The following is a 17383-nucleotide window of genomic DNA, read 5'->3' as shown; positions in this document are numbered from 1 at the left end:
GCGATGCGCATATCCTGCCCGTATTGCGGCGAGCGCGAGCTTGGCGAATTTTCCTACCTTGGCGACGCCTCCCCGAAGCGGCCGGCGGTGATCGCGGCGGACGGCGGCGTGGCCCCGGACGCCGAGGACGTCTTCTATGACTACGTCTATCTGCGCGACAACGTGGCCGGCGAGATGTCGGAGCACTGGTACCATGGCGGCGGCTGCCGCTCCTGGCTGGTGGTGCGGCGCAACACAGTGAGCCACGAGATCAAATCGGTGGAGATCGCTGCGGGGGCAGGGGCCCGGACGGGACACCCAAATCAGGAGCGCGCCAATGGCTGACGCCGTCCATTCCGGCAGGCTCGAGCGCGTCGACGCTTCGGCTTCGGGCGCATCCGCGAGCGCCGCGGCTTCGCAGACGCATCGCATTTCCTCCGGCGGCTTGATCGATCGCACGAAGCCGCTTTCCTTCACCTTCGACGGCAAGGCGATGACCGGCTTCGCCGGCGACACGCTGGCCTCGGCGCTGGTCGCCAACGGCGTCAAGCTGGTCGGCCGCTCGTTCAAGTACCATCGTCCGCGCGGCATTCTTACCGCCGGCGCGGAGGAGCCGAACGCGCTGGTCGAACTGCGCGGCGGCGCGCGGCGGGAGCCGAACACGCGCGCCACAATGGCCGAACTCTATGACGGCCTGGAGGCGGTCAGCCAGAACCGCTGGCCGTCATTGCGCCATGATTTCATGGCGGTGAACTCGCTGGCCTCGCCGATCTTCGTCGCCGGCTTCTACTACAAGACTTTCATGTGGCCGGCGAAGCTTTGGGAGAAGCTCTACGAGCCGGCGATCCGGCGTGCTGCAGGGCTTGGAAAGGCGAGCGGCGCACCGGATCCGGATCACTACGAAAGGGCTTGGACGCATTGCGACGTGCTGGTCGTGGGCAGCGGCCCGGCGGGCCTCTCCGCGGCGCTGGCCGCCGGTCGCGCCGGCGCGCGCGTCATCCTCTGCGAGGAAGACAGTGCGCTTGGCGGCCGCCTGCTGGCCGACGGCGGCGAGATCGATGGCGCCCCGGCGTCCGACTGGCTGGCCCGCGCGGTCGCCGAACTGGAGAGCCTGCCGGACGTCCGCATCATGCGGCGCACGGTGACGTTCGGTGTCTATGACGGCGGTACCTTTGGCGCGCTGGAGCGGGTCAACGACAACGTCCCAGTTCCGCCCGAGCACCAGCCGCGGCAGCGCCTTTGGCGCATCATCGCCAAGCGCGCCATCGTTGCGGCCGGAGCGCACGAGCGCCCGCTCGTGTTCCCGGGCAATGACAGGCCGGGCGTGATGATGGCCTCGGCGGTCAGGACCTATGTCAACCGCTTCGCCGCGCTTCCCGGGCGGCGCGTCGCTGTCTTCACCAACAACGACGATGGCTGGCGCACCGTGGAAGCCATCCGCCGCGCTGGTGGCGAAGTCGTCGCCGTGATCGATCCGCGCGAACCGACGGCCATCCGCGGTCGTGCCGGCGGCGCTGGAGCCAATGTCCTGCGCGGCGTCGTCACCGGTGTGAAGGGCGGCGTCGACGGCGTGTCCGGGGTGCAGGTCTCCGTGGCGGGCGACGGCACGCGCGAGATCGCCGCCGATTGCCTCGCGATGTCCGGCGGGTGGAACCCCTCGGTCGGGCTTTCGTCATACCATCGCGGCCGCCCGGTCTGGCGCGACGACATCGCCGCCTTCGTGCCGGGACAATGCCCGCCGGGCATGGTGCTGGTGGGCTCCGCCAATGGCGACTTCTCGCTCGGGATATGCCTGGAGGCGGGCCATGAAGCGGGAACCCGTGCCGCTGCCGATTGTGGTGCTTCGGCCAGCGCCGGCCGGGCGGCCACGGCGACAGACGAGAAATTCTCGATCCATCCGCTCTGGCATGTGAAGGGCAAGGGGAAGTCCTTCGTCGACTTCCAGCACGACGTTTCGGCATCTGACGTGCTGCTCGCGCAGCGTGAGGGTTTTGAGTCCGTCGAGCACCTGAAGCGCTACACCACGCTCGGCATGGCGACCGACCAGGGTAAGCTTTCCAACGTCAACGGCCTTGCCATCATGGCGGAGGCAACCGGCCGCAGCATCTCCGACACCGGAACGACCATTTATCGTCCGCCGGCGTCGCCGGTCGCCATCGGCGCATTTGCCGGGCCGAACCGCGACGAGCACTTCCATGCCGCTCGCCTGACCCCGTCGCATCATTGGGCGGCCGAGCGCGGCGCCGTGTTCGTCGACACCGGGCTGTGGAAGCGCGCTCAATGGTACCCGATCGCGGGCGAGACGGACTGGCTGCAGTCGGTCACCCGCGAAGTGCTGGCCGTGCGCAACGGCGTCGGCTTCTGCGATGTCTCCACGCTCGGCAAAATCGATGTGCAGGGCAAGGACGCCGGTACCTTCCTCGACCGCGTCTACATCAACACGTTCTCCAACCTCGGCATTGGCAAGGCCCGCTACGGGCTGATGCTGCGCGAGGACGGCATCGTCATGGACGACGGCACCACCTCGCGGCTGGCGGAGGATCATTATCTCCTCACCACCACGACGGCCAAGGCCGGCCCGGTGATGCAGCATCTCGAGTTCTGCCGGCAGGTGCTGTGGCCGGAGCTCGATGTGCAACTCACCTCGGTCACCGATCAGTGGTCGCAATTCTCGATCGCCGGGCCGAAGACCCGCGATCTGCTCAAGGCCATCGTGGATCCTTCTGAGGACCTATCGAACGAGGGCTTCCCCTTCATGGGGGTGCGTGATGTCACTCTGCGCGGCGGCATGCGGGCGCGGCTCTACCGCATCTCCTTCTCCGGCGAGATCGCCTTCGAGATCGGCGTGCCGGCGCGCTACGGCGACGCGCTTGCGCGGAACCTGATGGTTGCCGGCGAGCCCTTCGGCGTGACGCCCTACGGCACCGAGGCGCTAGGCGTAATGCGCATCGAGAAGGGCCATGTCGCAGGCCCCGAGCTCAACGGCACCACGACGGCGGCCGACCTCGGCCTCGGCAAGATGATGTCGAAGAAGAAGGACTATATCGGCCGCGTCATGGCCGGCCGCGAGGCGCTTACCGCGCTGAACCGGCAGGTGGTCGTCGGCCTCAAGCCCGTCGATACTGCCGCGCGCCTGCGCGGCGGCGCTCACATCATCCCGAAGGGCGCGGTGCCGGGTCCAACGACAGACCAGGGCTACGTCACCTCGGTCTGCTACTCACCGATGCTGAAGCAGTGGATCGGTCTGGCCCTGGTCGAGCGTGGGCGCGAGCGGCACGGCGAGATCGTGACCATTCACGACCCGCTGCGGGCCGGCGACATCCTTGCCGAAATCACCAGCCCGGTCTTCTACGATCCCGAGGGAGTACGTCAGCGTGGCTGAGTTTGCCTGGAAAAGCCGTTCGCCGCTGGCCCATGCCGTCGAGCCCGGCCGTGCCGGTGCGCGGGCGGGAGCGGCTGGTGTGACGCTTACCGAGATCCGCGATTTTGCTCTCGTCCAGGTGATGGCGCGGCGAGGGACCTGGGCGGAGACCGCACGGGTTGCGCAGCAACTCTGGGGCATCGATGCGCCGGGTGGGCCCAAGGCCGTGTTCGGCCAGGATGTCACGCTGGTTGGCTCCGGCCCCGATCAGTTCTTCGTGCTCTCGAAGGGAAGTAGCGTCCAAGATCCCGTTGAGCCGCTGAAGCAGGCATTTGCTGGGATCGCCTCCATGACCGATCAGTCGGATGGCCGCTGCATGATCAGCCTCTCAGGGCCGCGCGTGCGCGATACCTTGGCGAAGTTCTGTTCGCTCGACCTGCACGATTCGGTATTTCCGGTTGGCGCGGCGGCCGCGACCTCTGTCGATCACAGCGCCGTAACCCTGTGGCGCGCCCCGAACGCCGACGGCGGAAGCCCGCTCTACAACCTGCTGGTCTTCACCAGCTTCGCGGACAGCATCTGGCATCTGATTACCGAATCGGCAGCCGAATACGGTGCCGAGCTCGGATACGCGGCATAGGTCTGTACTCTCTCCCAGTTTGCTGATTTCTTGTCGTGCCCCGCGAGCTTTCGGACGGGGGGCAGGAGGAGGTATCCCATTGGACAAGAAGAGCAGGCGTGTCGTCTTGGTTCGCCATGGCGACGATCCGCCGGATGACCGTGTCCACAGCTTCCTCGTGTCGAGCGGCTTCGAGCCTGTAATTCGCAAGCCTTTTGCGGGGGACCTGCTCGGCGAGCCGGACGAGAGCCTCGCCGGAACCGTCGTCTATGGCGGGAAATACAACGTCTTCGACATCGACCTCCATCCATTTCTGCTGGAGGAATACCGTTGGATCGAAGCCTGTCTCAAAGCGGACGTGCCGCTACTCGGCATCTGCCAAGGCGCCCAGCAGATCGCCTATCATCTCGGTGCCAAGGTTGGTCCCGGTCCGGGGACACCTCACGAGTTCGGCTACTACACGATTTATCCAGACGAGCGGGCGACTGACTTCCTGCTCAGCCCATTGGTGGTCACGCAATCGCACTTCCACATGTTTGGGATACCCGAAGGCGCGCAGAGGCTTGCGTCCAGCGATTTGTTCCCCAATCAGGCCTTTCGATATGGCGAGAAAGTCTATGGCCTCCAATTCCATGCCGAAGTGACGATCGAGGGGTTTCGCCGCTGGCAGAGCGCGTCGTCGGGCTACTACGGCAAGCCAGGCGCCCAGAGCCGGGAAGAGCAGGACCGACTGATGATAGTGCACGACGCCACGCAGGCCGAGTGGTTCTACGCCTTTCTCGCGAAGCTATTCGGAAAGGATGGCGGGCGGCTGTGACTAAGGCCTGAAGGCCGGAACGAGTGTTCGACACGGACTTGCCGCCTCATAGTCAATCGCCCCTCGCCAAAGCCGTTCCGGCCACGCGGCGCTTCGACGACACGAGCTCTGCTACTCGTTCCCGTTGCCCTGGCGGTAGGAGATGATCGAGAGATATCGGATTGGCAGCTTGGTCAGTTCGACCGGGCCGTGCGGGGCATCCGCGTCGAAGAACAGGCTGTCGCCCGGCAGCATTCGGTAGTGATTGCCGCTGTGGCGGTAAACAACCTCGCCCTCCAGCATGTAGAGGAACTCCATGCCATCATGCTGGAAGGTCGGAAACACGTCGGAATCGCCGCTGAGCGAGATGAGGTAAGGCTCCACGACCACGCCGGCCGTGTTCGAACCGATATAGCCGAGCAGATTGTACTGGTGGCCGGCACGCGTGCCGCGCCGTTCGACGTCGACGCCCTCGCCGGCCTTCACGAAGACCGCCTTCCGCTCCTCCTCAAAGCGCCGGAAGAAGGCACTGAGCGGCACCCCAAGCGCTCGGGAAAGCGCCTGTAGCGTCGTAAGCGAGGGGGAGGTTACGCCGTTCTCGATCTTCGACAGCATGCCGACCGACAGGTTGGTGGCCGCAGCCAGGTCCGCGACAGTGATGCCGAGCTTCTTGCGGAAAAACCGCACCTCGTGGCCGATGGCCACCTCCAGCACTTTTTCGCGGGTGTCCCGGGTCGCGTGCGGGTCCTGCTTGAGCGGCGCCACGCGCGCCAATGGGGCGGCGGATTGGAGCGCGACGGCAGCCTTGCTTCCCGGACCTGAGGCCTTTATCGGCGCCTCGGCCTCGCTGCGATCGTCCTTCCCTGCAGCCTCTGCAGCCATGTCGCGCTTTCCAGTTTCCTAAAGGTAAACATTTTTCGTGACGTTGCTCAAGGCTTAGGCACGCGAAATGAAATTGCAGTTCTAGGAGCGCCTCCTCGCTTCGCGCTGTGACCATTCTCGGTTTGATGTCATCGATTTCGGACTGGGCGACACTGTTTCGGCAACAATTCCCGGCGTCACACCTCCGTCACGCTCCTGCCTTCCCGATGCCGGCAAGGAACTCCCGGATTAGTTCGGTCAAGGCCGCGGGCTGTTCGATGCTCGGGATATGGCCGGCCCCGGCGATGATCTCGAAGCGGGAATTCGGGATCAGTGCCGCGAGTGAGCGGACGAGGTCGGGCGGGGTCGAGCCGTCCTGGTCGCCGACTAGGCAGAGCGCAGGCGCCGTGATTCGGCGGGCAGCCTCCGTGTAGTCCGCATCACGGACCGCCGCACAGGTTCCGGCGTAGCCCTCGACGGGCTGGCGGATCAGCATGTTGCGGTAGCCCGAGAGCCGTGCCGCATCGGCCCGCAGCGGCGGCGTGAACCAGCGCTCCAGCACGCTGTCCGCAATCGCCTCGATGCCGTGGTCGTGCACCGCAGATATTCGGGTGTCCCAGAATTCCGCCGTCCCGATCTTGTGCGCCGTGTCGCAGAGGATGAGCGCGCGAACCGCTTCCGGCCGCCTCGCGGCAAAACCTTGCGCGATCAAGCCGCCGACCGAAACGCCGCAGAGCACGACCTCGCTCGCGCCGATATGGTCAACCAGCCCGCAGAGATCGTCCACATGGTCCTCGATCAAGTACGGCGGGTGCCCGATGTCCGACAGGCCATGCCCGCGCTTGTCATAGAGCAGCACGGGATGGTCGGCGAACTGGCCGCTCACCGCCTCCCAGATGCGGAAATCTGTTCCGAGCGAGTTGATGAAGGCGATCAGCGGCTTGCCGCCCCGAGCCGGTATGTGGCGAAAGTGCAGGGCAATGCTTCCGATGCGTCTGAATTGCATGGCTTCTTCCTCCTGCCCGTTCGCGCCGGTTCTTATCCGGACAGCGCCTGCGCGTAACTCTCCGGCTTGAACCCCACCGTCAGCCGTCCGGCGACGTCGAGCACCGGGCGCTTGATCATGGTCGGGTTGGCGAGCATCAGCCGGACGGCTGTTTCGCCGTCGAGGGCGGACTTCTCTGAGGTAGGCAATTCCCGGAAGGTCGTGCTCGCCTTGTTGAGCAGATTCTCCCAGCCGACCTGGCTGACCCAGCCGCGCAGCGTCGGCTCGTCCATGCCTTCCGCCCGGTAGTCGTGGAAGCGGTAGCCCCGGCCCTCACCATCGAGCCAGGCGAACGCCTTCTTCATCGTGTCACACGTCTTGATGCCGTAGATCGTAACGGCCATTGCATTCCTCTCGATGTCAATCGCTGAAGGGCAGGGTGATAGGCCGCCGGCCGGCGGCCATGGAAAGGGTCACTCCGATACCCACTCGCCCTTGCGCATGACCGGCACCCTCGAGCCATCCGCACCGATGCCGTCGACGTCGATCTGGTCCGAGCCGATCATCCAGTCGATGTGGATAAAACTCTTGTTGCCGCCCTGCGCCGCGATCTGCTCGGGCGTGAGCTTGTCTCCGTCGATGAAGCATTTCGAATAGCATTGGCCGAGCGCGATGTGGCTGGCGGCGTTCTCGTCGAAGAGGGTGTTGTAGAAGAGCAGCCCGCTCTGCGAGATCGGCGAGGAGTTCGGCACCAGCGCCACTTCGCCCAGCCTGCGAGCGCCTTCGTCGGTGTCGAGCACCTTCTTCAGCACTTCCTCACCGCGCGTGGCCTTCGCTTCCACGATCCGCCCTTCCTCGAAGCGGACCGCGATGTTCTCGATCAGGGTACCCTGGTGGGAGAGCGGTTTTGTGCTGACCACCGTACCAGAGGTGCGCATCGCATGGGGCGTGGTGAAGACTTCCTCGGAGGGGATGTTGGCGTTGCAGGTGACGCCGTTCTTCGCAATGGAGGCGCCGCCCTCCCACTCGTGCCCGTCGGCGAGGCCAACGGTGAGGTCGGTGCCCGGGCCGGAGAAGTGGAGCGCAGGGAAGCGCTGCTGGTTCAGCCATCTGGTACGGCGCTGCAGTGCCGCGTTGTGGTCGCCCCAGGCGGCGATCGGATCGTCTACGTCGGCGTGCGAGGCGGCGAAGATCGCTTCCGCGAGCTTTGCGACCGCCACGTCCTCGCTGTCCCCCGGGAAGACCAGCCTGGCCCAGGAGGAGGTGGGATAGGAGACGATGTTCCAGTTGATGTCGAAGCCGGCGATCTTCTTCAGTGCCGGCTGATAGGCAATGGAATTCGCCTTGTTGGCGCGCGCCACCTTGTTCGGATCCTGGGCGGACAGAAGCATCGGGTCCTCGCCGACGATGGCGAGCCGCGCGGCGTTATTCTCATAGGCCTTCGCCATGCCCTCATAGAGCCATCCGGGCGCCCGGTCGAAGGACTCGTCGCGCGCATCGCGGAAGCGCGACAGCGTGATCTCCTCGTCGGCGAAGAACGGCGTCACCAGCCCCGCGCCAGCCCGGTAGGCGTGTTCGGCGATCCTGCGCACCAGCGGCAGCGCGGCGACCGGCGCCGTCAGGACGAGATCCTGCCCGGGCTGCAACTGCAGGCCGACTTTGACGGCGACCTCAGCCAGGCGGTCGAGTTTGACGGGGTCGATCGAGGCGGAAAGCGTGCCGGGGTGAGAGGTCATGGGAAGCTCCGGAAATGGATTTGCCTGGAAGATAGGGTCTAGCGGCGCAACGCGCCACCGGGAAGGACATCACCCACCCGCACAAATCGCCGGTCCGAACTGCTCGATGGTGGCGGCGATCTCCTCGTGGATCCAGTTGCGGAACTGCGTCACCTTGCGGTGCTCCGGCCCGTTGGCGCGCGTGACCATGTAATAGCCGAGACCGCTCACCGCCCGCACCCCGAATGGCGCGACCAGCCGGCCGTCGGCAAGCGCATCGGCGGCCAACAACTGCCAGGCGAGCGTCACGCCGTGCCCCGCGATAGCGGAGTCGAGACAGAGCATCGGGTCGCTGAAGCGGGCGCCGGGCCGCATCTCGACTGGCTCCGCGCCGGCCGCGCGGAACCACTGCTCCCAGGAAAACATCGAGTATTCGTCGACGATCACCGACGCACTGGCGAGGTCGGCGGGTTTCTGAACCGTCGCCGCAACTTCAGGCGAGCAGACCGGAAAGATCTCCTGGGCGATCAGCAGATCCGAGCGCACGCCCGGCCATCTGCCGTCGCCCATGCGGATCGCCACGTCGGTCTCGGAGCGGTCGAGATCGACCAGCCTCGTCGACGCGTCTATGCGCAGGATCACGTCCGGGTACCGCGAGAAATGCCTGGAAAGCCTCGGCAGCAGCCATTTCGAGGCGAAGGCCGGAGCCACCGACACGGCGAGCACGCAGGCCTTCGCCCGCTCCGCAAGCGCCACTGCCGCCTCGAGATCGCGGAATCCTGCGGAGAGCCGCGCCACGAACTCGCTGCCGAAGACCGTCGGACGCAAGCCCGACGTCGTCCGCTCGAACACGGCCTGGCCGATCTGCGCTTCGGTCCGGCCGACCTGCTGGCTGACGGCGCTGGCCGAGACGCCGAGCTCTTCGGCCGCCTTCTGCAGCGAGCCGAGTCGAGCCGTGGCTTCAACCGCGCGTAGGCCGTTCAGATGCACCGCATTGAGCTTCATGGCTTTAGGTTTCCTAAAGGTAACTCGCAGGCATTCTTGATTGAGAATGGCTGCAGGAAGCGCGATGTGAAAGCAGGAACATAGCTCCAGGGGAAAAGGAAATGAAGATTTCCTCAACGCTCTCGTCGATCGCGGCCAGGCTTTTCGAACCGGTGGCCGAAGCCGCCAATCGTGAGATCTGGTGTCAGGACCCTCTCGCCCACCCCGTTCTGTCCGAGATGACGGCGCGTGAGCTTGGCGACTTGCCCTTCGAGCGCCGCTGGCGGAACACCCTGGAACAGGTCTGCTCCGCCTCGGCCTGATCCCCCACATCACCGAGTCATCCGCTCGCAGGTGCTGGACCAAGGCATGTGTATTGTGCAGCGCAGCGAGGACGCTTAGGTGCGGGCAATGCTCGCGCTTAACCCAACTCGCCCCCTCTACCTCGCGATCGCAGGCATGATCGCGATGGCGGCGGTGATGGGCATCGGCCGCTTCGTCTATACGCTGATCCTGCCCGGCATGATGGAGGGGCTCGGCCTTTCGCCGGCGGATGCCGGCCTTATCGCCTCGGCCAACTACCTCGGCTATCTCGTCGGCGCCATTGCAGCGGCAGGCGGCTGGGCGCATGGGCGCGAGCGGTCGATCATGCTCTGGGGGCTGGTGGCGAATGTCGTCCTCTCAGCCGCCATGGGTGTGACCACCAGCCTGACGGTATTCATGATCATCCGGTTCCTGGCGGGCGTGACCAGCGCCTTCGTCATGATCTTTCTCACCAGCATCGTCTTCAGCCATCTCGCCGCGGCCTCGCGCAACGATCTCCAGGCGATCCATTTCGGCGGCGTAGGGCTCGGCATCGCCGCGTCCTCGGCGATGATGGCCGCGCTCATCGCGTTCCAGGCCGACTGGCGCGCGGGGTGGCTGGGCTCGGCCGCGCTCTCCGTGATCGGTCTCATCGTTGCAGCCGTGGTGGTTCGCGACGGTACCGCGGCCGGCTCCGGCGATCGACGCGAGCCCGAACTGCCGCAATCGCGCGGGCTGCTCCTCACCACGCTTTCCTATGGACTCTTCGGTTTCGGTTACGTCATCACCGCAACCTTCCTGATCGCCATCGTCAGGGCCGGCGAGGCGGGCAGGCTGTTCGAGGCGCTGGTCTGGCTCATCACGGGCGTGGCTGCCATCGCGTCGCCCTTCGTCTTGAGCTGGTTGGCACGGCGGATCGGCCTGCTGGGCGCCTATGCCGTGGGCTGTCTGGTCGAGGCAGTCGGCGTCGCTGCCAGCGTGTCGCTCGGAGGTTATGTCGGCCCGCTTCTCGGCGGAGTTCTGCTCGGCGGCACCTTTGTCGGGATCACCCTGCTCGGGCTTCAGGCCGGGCGTGAGATGGCGCCGCAGTCGCCAAGGCGGGCGCTCGCCATTATGACGGCGGCGTTCGGGCTCGGCCAGATCCTTGGTCCCATAGCGGCCGGATACATCGCCGATTGGGCGGGAAACTATATCCTCGCGTCCACAATCGCCGCGCTGGTGCTGCTGTCAGCGGCCCTTGTTGCCCTAAGGGCCGGGGCCGCGGCAAAATCGCCATAATTGTCCATTTCCTGCCAGATGGCTGCCCGCCGCATTCCATTTGCGACGGGATTGTGAATTTATGCGCCGCTCCGTTCCCGTATATGCAGGGGAACGCTACCCACTAACCCGCGCAGCCTCGCGCTCCCCGCAAGGACATCGCCTCGTGTTCGTCTCGTTCTTTCCGCGACCGAAGCTCTTTTTTCTTTCAGCTCTGCTGTGGAGCATCGTCGCCGTCATCTTCTGGTTCACGGTCGGAGAAGGCCTCGGCGCCTATTTCGGCCTGCCGCCCGCACCCGCCGACGCGCCGCCGATCATCGGCATCTCGGTGTTCTGGTCGCCGCCCTTCCTGTGGTTCTACATCTATTTCTGGGCCGTCGTGTTCCTCTTCTATGCGTTCTGGTCCTGGTACAGCCCACATCGCTGGCAGGTCTGGTCGATCCTCGGCTCGGGCGTGATCCTCTTCGTCACCTATTTCCAGGTGCAGGTGAGCGTCGCGGTCAACAACTGGTATGGACCCTTCTGGGACCTGATCCAGAACATCCTCTCCAAGCAGGTGCAGTCCTCGACCGGGGAGGTCTATGCCCAGATCGGCAGCTTCCTAGGGCTTGCGCTGGTCGCAGTGACGGTGAGCGCGCTCACCGCATTCTTTGTCAGCCACTACATCTTCCGGTGGCGGACGGCCATGAACGAATTCTACATGGAACATTGGCAACGTCTCCGGCACATCGAAGGCGCCTCGCAACGCGTGCAGGAAGACACGATGCGCTTCTCCACCATCATGGAGGGGCTGGGCGTCAGCTTCATCGACTCGATCATGACCCTGATCGCCTTCTTCCCGGTGCTGCTGCGCCTATCCACCCATGTTACCGAACTGCCGGTGGTTGGTCCGGTCGCGCATCCTCTGGTCATTGCAGCGATGCTGTGGGCGGCTTTTGGAACGACGCTGCTCGCGCTGGTCGGCGTCAAGCTGCCGGGCCTCCAGTTCCGCAACCAGCGGGTCGAAGCGGCCTACCGCAAGGAACTCGTCTACGGCGAGGACCACGATGATCGCGCGCAGCCGCCTACGGTGGCCGAGCTTTTCGACAACGTGCGCCGTAACTATTTCCGGCTCTACTTCCACTACGTCTACTTCAACGTGTTCCGCTACCTCTACCTGCAGCTCAACAACATCTTCTCGCTGGTGCTGCTGGTTCCCTCGATCATCGCGGGCACCATTACTCTGGGCCTGCTGAACCAGATCTCCTACGCTTTCAGCCAGGTGACGAGCTCGTTCCAGTTCCTGGTGAACTCGTGGTCGACGATCGTCGAACTGCTGTCCGTCTACAAGCGTCTGCGTGCATTCGAGGCGACGCTCGAGGGCGAGCCGCTCTCCGAGCTCGAGAAGCCCTACCTCGACGGCAAGGGATTGGTCGTAGACGAGGTGTGATCGCCTCGCGCGACGAAAAAAGGTCGGCGGCGCCTAGCCGCCGACCTTGTCCGCGCTCTTTCTCGGCTCGCTCCGCGACAGGTAGTCGGCATAGCTGATGCATTCGACATCAGCCCGCACGCAGACCTCATGGGCGAAGCGCTCCAGCGCCCGCCAATATGCCCCGCCGTTCATCTGCGTGAAGTGGAAGCCGAGCTGCAGCGGGATGCGCTCGCCGTTGTACTGCTCGTCAAAGGCTCGGCGGAAGGCCACCAGGGTGCGCTCCTCGAACTGGCCGTTCGCGTCAGCCTGCTCGAAACCGCCGGAATGGCGGACGAACAGGTTGTAGTCCATGGCGATGACCCGGCGCCCCTTCGGGCCCTCCGCGATCTGCGGCAGCGCGAACTCGGTCACGCCATTGCGCGCCTGCGGCGTGACCGGCCCCCGCGACACGCCGCTGGCATCGTAGCGATAGCCCGCTGATGAAAGCGCGGCGCTGAGACCTTTGCCGGTCGACAGATAGGGTGCTCGGAAACCGAAGATCTCCTCCTCCACGAAGCGCCGCCAGTCGCGAGGCTCTCCGGCCAAGCCGCTTGTGCGCCAAGCATCCGCGAGCACGGTCGAGAAGGACGAAAACTCCTTCAGCCAGTCCTCCTTGGACCATTTACCGCCGTCGTAGTGTCCGCATGCGTGACTGGCGATCTCGTGCCCTTCCGAACGCGCCAGCCAGATCTGATTCAGCCGTGCCGCGATGTCCTCCTTCGAGGGCGCGAAGCCGATGTTCGAGCGTCCGGGCCTTATTCCGGGCGCCTGGTAGGTGGCGCGCGTCTCGGGCGACAGGAGGAACACGCAGGAGAGAAAATAAGTGAAGCGGGCGCCGGTCAGCGCCGCAAGCCTGCGGCTGCGCTGCCATTGCGCGATGTCGTTGGCGCTGTCGAAGGAGATGATCACCGCCTGTTTGGGGCGGGCCGGCGGCTCTTCGGCAGATGCGGGGGCAAGGAAAGCGGAGCAGGCGAGAGCGGCAAGCGCGCGACGCAAATACGCGGACATCAAGACTCACGGGCAATCAACGGGGCGGGCTATCGATATGGCCGGAATGTGGCGGGTGTGGGAAGTGCCTTCGCGGATTGAGTCATAAGCCCGACTTGCAACGATTCGGTTCAGGGCAACTGACCATGGATTTCTCCCCTGATGCCCCCGATTCGCTCCGCTACCCCTTCCATGAGCACGATTTTGCGCTACAAGCGGGCTCAAATGGTTTGGGATCATGTCCGACGACAGCTTTATTCGCGAGGTCAATCAGGAACTGCGCCACGAGCAGGCGCGGCAGATCTGGGATCGATACGGCCCGGTGGGGATAGCCGTTGCCGTGGCGGTGGTTCTCGGTACGGCCGCCTGGGTCGGCTACGACTACTGGATCTCGTCGAAGGCCAACAATTCCGGTGACGACTTTTCCCAGGCGCTGACGCTTGCGAACGAGGGCAAGTCCGACGAGGCGCTCGCCGCCCTGAAGGCGCTTGAGACGAACGGCCACGGCGCCTACCCGCTGTTGGCGAGGATGCGTGCAGCGACCGTGCTCGCCGACAAGGGCGATTTTTCCGGCGCGGTCGCCGAATTCGACAAGGTCGCCGCCGACAACTCGATCCCGCAGGCGATCCGCGACATGGCGCAACTGCGCGCCGGCTATCTCCTGGTCGACCACGGCTCCTATGACGATGTCGCCAAGCGTGTCGAGGCCCTCACTGATGAGACCAATCCGCTGCGGCATTCGGCGCGCGAGGCGCTGGGCCTGTCTGCCTGGAAGGAAGGCAAGGCGACCGATGCGCTGGCTCTCTTCGATCAGATCGCCTCGGACGATACCGCGCCGGGAGACCTGCGCGAGCGCGCCGTGATGGTCGCGGAGCTCATCCGCGGCTCGGGCGACGCGACGTAAGGTGCGATGAGCTTCAAGGTTGCCATCATCGGCCGGCCGAACGTCGGCAAGTCGACGCTTTTCAATCGTCTGGCCGGCAAGAAGCTTGCGCTGGTCGACGACACGCCGGGCGTGACGCGCGACCGCCGCATCCATCCCGCAAAGCTTTACGATCTCGCCTTCGAGGTCATCGACACGGCCGGCTTCGAGACCGCCGCGCCGGAGACCCTGCAGGGCCGCATGCGTGAGCAGACCGAGAAGGCGATCGACGAGGCGGACCTCGTGATCTTCCTGGTCGACGCTCGTGCCGGCCTGCTGCCCGACGACAAGGCATTCGCGGACATCGTACGCAAATCGGGCAAGCCGGTGGTGCTCGCCGCCAACAAGGCCGAATCGCGCGGTTCGGAAGCTGGACTGCTCGAGGCCTGGGAGGCCGGCTTGGGCGAGCCGGTGCCGATCTCGGCCGAGCACGGCCAGGGAATTCCGGACCTGCGCGACGCGATCGTGGAAGCGCTAGGCGAGGAGCGCTGCTTTCCGGAAGAAGAGGACGAGGAATTCGCGGCCGAGAGCGGCGTGCTGATCGGCGAGGATATTGGCGACGTCGATGCCGAGCCTGCCTATGACGAGGCAAAACCGCTCAGGATCGCCGTGGTCGGGCGGCCGAATGCCGGGAAATCGACGCTCATCAACACGCTGATCGGCGAGGAGCGGCTGCTCACTGGTCCCGAGGCCGGGATCACCCGCGACTCCATCTCCGTCGACTGGGACTGGCGCGGGCGGCGCATAAAACTCTTCGACACGGCCGGCATGCGCCGCAAGGCCAAGGTGCAGGAGAAGCTCGAAAAACTCTCGGTCGCCGACGGGCTGCGCGCCATCAAGTTCGCCGAGGTGGTGGTCGTAGTTCTTGACTCCACCATACCCTTCGAGAAGCAGGACCTGCAGATCGCAGACCTGATCATCCGCGAGGGCAGGGCGCCGGTCATCGCCTTCAACAAATGGGACCTGATCGACACGCCGCAGCAGACGCTGGCCGAGCTTCGCGAGGCCACCGAGCGTCTCCTGCCGCAGGCGCGCGGCATCCGCGCGGTGCCGATCTCGGCCGAGACTGGGCGGGGCCTCGACAAGTTGATGGAAGCGATCATCGAGACCCACCGCGTCTGGAACAGGCGCATCTCGACAGGGCGGCTGAACCGCTGGCTGGAGGGCATTTTGGCGCACCATCCGCCGCCCGCCGTCGCCGGCCGCAGGCTGAAGGTCAAATATGTCACCCAGGTGAAGACGCGTCCTCCAGGCTTCGTTTTGTCGATGACGCGCCCCGAGGCGATGCCGCAATCCTATCTGCGCTATCTCACCAACAGCCTGCGCGAATCCTTCGACATGCCCGGCGTCCCAATCCGCATCGCCCCGCGCGCTTCAGAAAACCCGTATGCGGGAAAGGCGAAGAAGCGGGGGTGATTCGCTCCACCTCGGGAAATGCGGCCGCCCCATATGCGCGTCGTCTCGGCCGACCTGAACGAAGCGAAGAAAGAGCCGGGATCCATTCCGTGACGTCGGCTGGTTGGCCCATCTTTTACCTTCCGGAATGGATCCCGGATAGTCGCTCGTCGCTTCGCTCCTCGCGGCTTCCGGGATGACGCGCGAGGAACGCCAATAGAGCGGCCGCGCCTCCGATCAACCCCATGCCTGCCGCAAGGTAATCGTTAACGCCACATTACCGCCCCATCGGGTCGGCTAAAGCGTTCTCACAGGGCAGGGGAACCGGGCCCTTCGCCCGAATGGGCGATCCACTCACATCGCTGTCGAGCCAAGCTGTTAACCCTCCATCAAGGTTAATGCACGACTTTTGTCGTCGTGGGTTTCGGTTGCGTCCTGGGGAGTCTTTGTTGTTCCGGCATCTCGTGTCGCGACGGTTTTCCGTTGCCTTCGCTCAGAAGACGTCCTCTCTAGCCACCCTTCATTCCATTCCGCGCGTCCACACTGAGATCGCGAGGGCCGCGCTGGGTTTGCCGAGTATTGCGACGCGTCTACCCAGGACGCGAAGTCGCGGCGCGCGTCTGTCAGCCACCACGTCGTTCCTTCCGCAGTTGCTGCTCGCAACGGGTATCTGGATCGGGTTCCCGACCGTCGCAGCCTATCAGGACATCGCGAGCCTGGTCACGGGCGAGGCTTCCGGCCCCCGTTGGGCAGGGTTCGTGGAGAAGGCCGTCGCCGGCTCGGTCCATTCGGCCGAGATGCCGTTCGCCGATGCGACTGCGAGCACGGCCTCGATCTCCGGCTCGGGCATTTCGATGCGGGGCGTCGGATCGGTGGCGTTCCGCGGCAAGTCGGGTGCACCCTCTACCCCCGACGAAGATCGCATCAACCGCGCCGAAAAACGCGGCCGGATCGTCAGCGTCGCACCGGTTCTGCCGCCGAAATTCTTCAATGCCGGCTCTATCCTCGAGCGGACCTCCATGCTGCTGAGGCCGGCGATCGGTCCTGAGTTGAAAATGGCCTTCGCCAAGCCGGAGATCAAAGGCCGTGAGGTCGAGATCGCCACCGCATTCTACATGAAGGAGGAGGACCCCAATCCCGCCGTGCCCGCCTATCTCGCCAGCCTCGTCAACAACGACCAGCCAGATGTGCTGGCGACGGCTTACGCGCCGGTGGAGCCCGACTACGCGAAGAAATCACCCTTCGAGGCGCTAATGCGACTTGATCCAGACGAAGGCCGCTTCATTCCTCCGGTAGAAGAGGGCGACCATGTCTGGATGCAGAATCCCCTTCCCGCCTCGGTGTTCTCCGAGAAAGAGCAGACCTGCCTTGCGAATGCCATCTACTTCGAAGCCCGCAGCGAATCGGTGCGCGGCCAGGCGGCTGTGGCGCAGGTCGTGCTCAACAGGGTCCGCAATCCGACGTACCCCAAAAGCATCTGCGGCGTCGTCTACCAGAACGATTCCTGGTTCAACCGTTGCCAGTTCTCCTTCGCCTGCGACGGCAAGAAGGACCTGATCAATAGCCCGGCGCACTACAAGCGGGCCAAGGAGATCGCCATGGCGGTCACCGCCGGGAAGATCTTCATCCCCGAGGTAGCCTCCTCGACCCACTACTACGCCCAGTACGTCAGCCCAGGCTGGGCGAAGACCATGGAGAAGATGACCAAGATCGGCCTGCACATCTTCTACCGCACCTATGGTGGGGGCTGGAGCTGAGCGGGTGGGTTC

16 protein-coding genes are annotated in these 17383 nt (G+C 64.9%); 10 read left to right on the top strand and 6 right to left on the bottom strand.

Features of this window, described 5'->3' with window-relative positions:
• Positions 1-3: 3 nt before the first annotated feature.
• From HUI96_RS06775 to HUI96_RS06760, 4 genes are all read left to right on the top strand, one after another.
• A complete protein-coding gene (locus HUI96_RS06775) occupies positions 4-324 on the top strand; it encodes a sarcosine oxidase subunit delta (RefSeq protein ID WP_188253889.1) in 321 nt (106 codons plus the stop codon).
• Entirely contained in the window at positions 317-3361 is a 3045-nt protein-coding gene (locus HUI96_RS06770) for a sarcosine oxidase subunit alpha family protein (protein WP_188253888.1), read from the top strand. The genes HUI96_RS06775 and HUI96_RS06770 overlap by 8 nt, the downstream gene beginning before the upstream one ends.
• On the top strand, positions 3354-3980 hold the full coding sequence (locus HUI96_RS06765) for a sarcosine oxidase subunit gamma family protein (protein ID WP_188253887.1): 627 nt from the start codon (positions 3354-3356) through the stop codon (positions 3978-3980). The genes HUI96_RS06770 and HUI96_RS06765 overlap by 8 nt, the downstream gene beginning before the upstream one ends.
• Positions 3981-4059: 79 nt before the next feature.
• Complete coding sequence (locus HUI96_RS06760) at positions 4060-4776, top strand: glutamine amidotransferase-related protein (protein ID WP_188253886.1); 717 nt, start codon at positions 4060-4062, stop codon at positions 4774-4776.
• A gap of 111 nt (positions 4777-4887) precedes the next feature.
• Here the strand turns inward: HUI96_RS06760 and HUI96_RS06755 are convergent, their stop codons facing one another.
• From HUI96_RS06755 to HUI96_RS06735, 5 genes are all read right to left on the bottom strand, one after another.
• Positions 4888-5637 (bottom strand): helix-turn-helix domain-containing protein, encoded by a 750-nt coding sequence (locus tag HUI96_RS06755; RefSeq protein WP_188253885.1) that lies wholly within the window; start codon positions 5635-5637, stop codon positions 4888-4890.
• A gap of 187 nt (positions 5638-5824) precedes the next feature.
• Complete coding sequence (gene pcaD / locus HUI96_RS06750) at positions 5825-6622, bottom strand: 3-oxoadipate enol-lactonase (protein ID WP_188253884.1); 798 nt, start codon at positions 6620-6622, stop codon at positions 5825-5827.
• A 32-nt stretch (positions 6623-6654) separates the two neighbouring features.
• Complete coding sequence (locus tag HUI96_RS06745) at positions 6655-7005, bottom strand: arsenate reductase (RefSeq protein WP_188253883.1); 351 nt, start codon at positions 7003-7005, stop codon at positions 6655-6657.
• Between the two features lie 69 nt (positions 7006-7074).
• Positions 7075-8337 (bottom strand): aminopeptidase, encoded by a 1263-nt coding sequence (locus tag HUI96_RS06740; RefSeq protein ID WP_188253882.1) that lies wholly within the window; start codon positions 8335-8337, stop codon positions 7075-7077.
• A gap of 69 nt (positions 8338-8406) precedes the next feature.
• Entirely contained in the window at positions 8407-9321 is a 915-nt protein-coding gene (locus tag HUI96_RS06735) for a LysR substrate-binding domain-containing protein (protein ID WP_188253881.1), read from the bottom strand.
• A 101-nt stretch (positions 9322-9422) separates the two neighbouring features.
• Between HUI96_RS06735 and HUI96_RS06730 the strand changes: the two genes are divergently transcribed.
• The 3 genes from HUI96_RS06730 to sbmA all read left to right on the top strand — a co-directional run bounded on the left by HUI96_RS06730 (position 9423) and on the right by sbmA (position 12289).
• Positions 9423-9623, top strand: coding sequence for a hypothetical protein (locus HUI96_RS06730; protein ID WP_188253880.1), 201 nt, complete (start codon positions 9423-9425; stop codon positions 9621-9623).
• A gap of 88 nt (positions 9624-9711) precedes the next feature.
• Positions 9712-10881 (top strand): YbfB/YjiJ family MFS transporter, encoded by a 1170-nt coding sequence (locus tag HUI96_RS06725; RefSeq protein WP_237683997.1) that lies wholly within the window; start codon positions 9712-9714, stop codon positions 10879-10881.
• A 145-nt stretch (positions 10882-11026) separates the two neighbouring features.
• Positions 11027-12289, top strand: coding sequence for a peptide antibiotic transporter SbmA (gene sbmA, locus HUI96_RS06720; RefSeq protein ID WP_188253879.1), 1263 nt, complete (start codon positions 11027-11029; stop codon positions 12287-12289).
• A gap of 33 nt (positions 12290-12322) precedes the next feature.
• Here the strand turns inward: sbmA and HUI96_RS06715 are convergent, their stop codons facing one another.
• A complete protein-coding gene (locus HUI96_RS06715; RefSeq protein ID WP_188253878.1) occupies positions 12323-13318 on the bottom strand; it encodes a polysaccharide deacetylase in 996 nt (331 codons plus the stop codon).
• Positions 13319-13535: 217 nt separating this feature from the next.
• Here HUI96_RS06715 and HUI96_RS06710 point away from each other — a divergent pair, with 217 nt between their 5' ends.
• From HUI96_RS06710 to HUI96_RS06700, 3 genes are all read left to right on the top strand, one after another.
• On the top strand, positions 13536-14201 hold the full coding sequence (locus tag HUI96_RS06710; RefSeq protein ID WP_188253877.1) for a tetratricopeptide repeat protein: 666 nt from the start codon (positions 13536-13538) through the stop codon (positions 14199-14201).
• Between the two features lie 6 nt (positions 14202-14207).
• Positions 14208-15635 (top strand): ribosome biogenesis GTPase Der, encoded by a 1428-nt coding sequence (gene der, locus HUI96_RS06705; RefSeq protein WP_188253876.1) that lies wholly within the window; start codon positions 14208-14210, stop codon positions 15633-15635.
• 599 nt (positions 15636-16234) lie between these two features.
• On the top strand, positions 16235-17371 hold the full coding sequence (locus tag HUI96_RS06700; protein WP_237684020.1) for a cell wall hydrolase: 1137 nt from the start codon (positions 16235-16237) through the stop codon (positions 17369-17371).
• Positions 17372-17383 lie beyond the last annotated feature (12 nt).

This window comes from Pseudaminobacter soli (ex Zhang et al. 2022), from assembly GCF_014595955.1.
GTDB classification, from domain to species: domain Bacteria; phylum Pseudomonadota; class Alphaproteobacteria; order Rhizobiales; family Rhizobiaceae; genus Kumtagia; species Kumtagia pseudosoli.
Note: the sequence above shows the minus strand (reverse complement) of the source record. Positions and strands in the feature narration are given on the sequence as shown.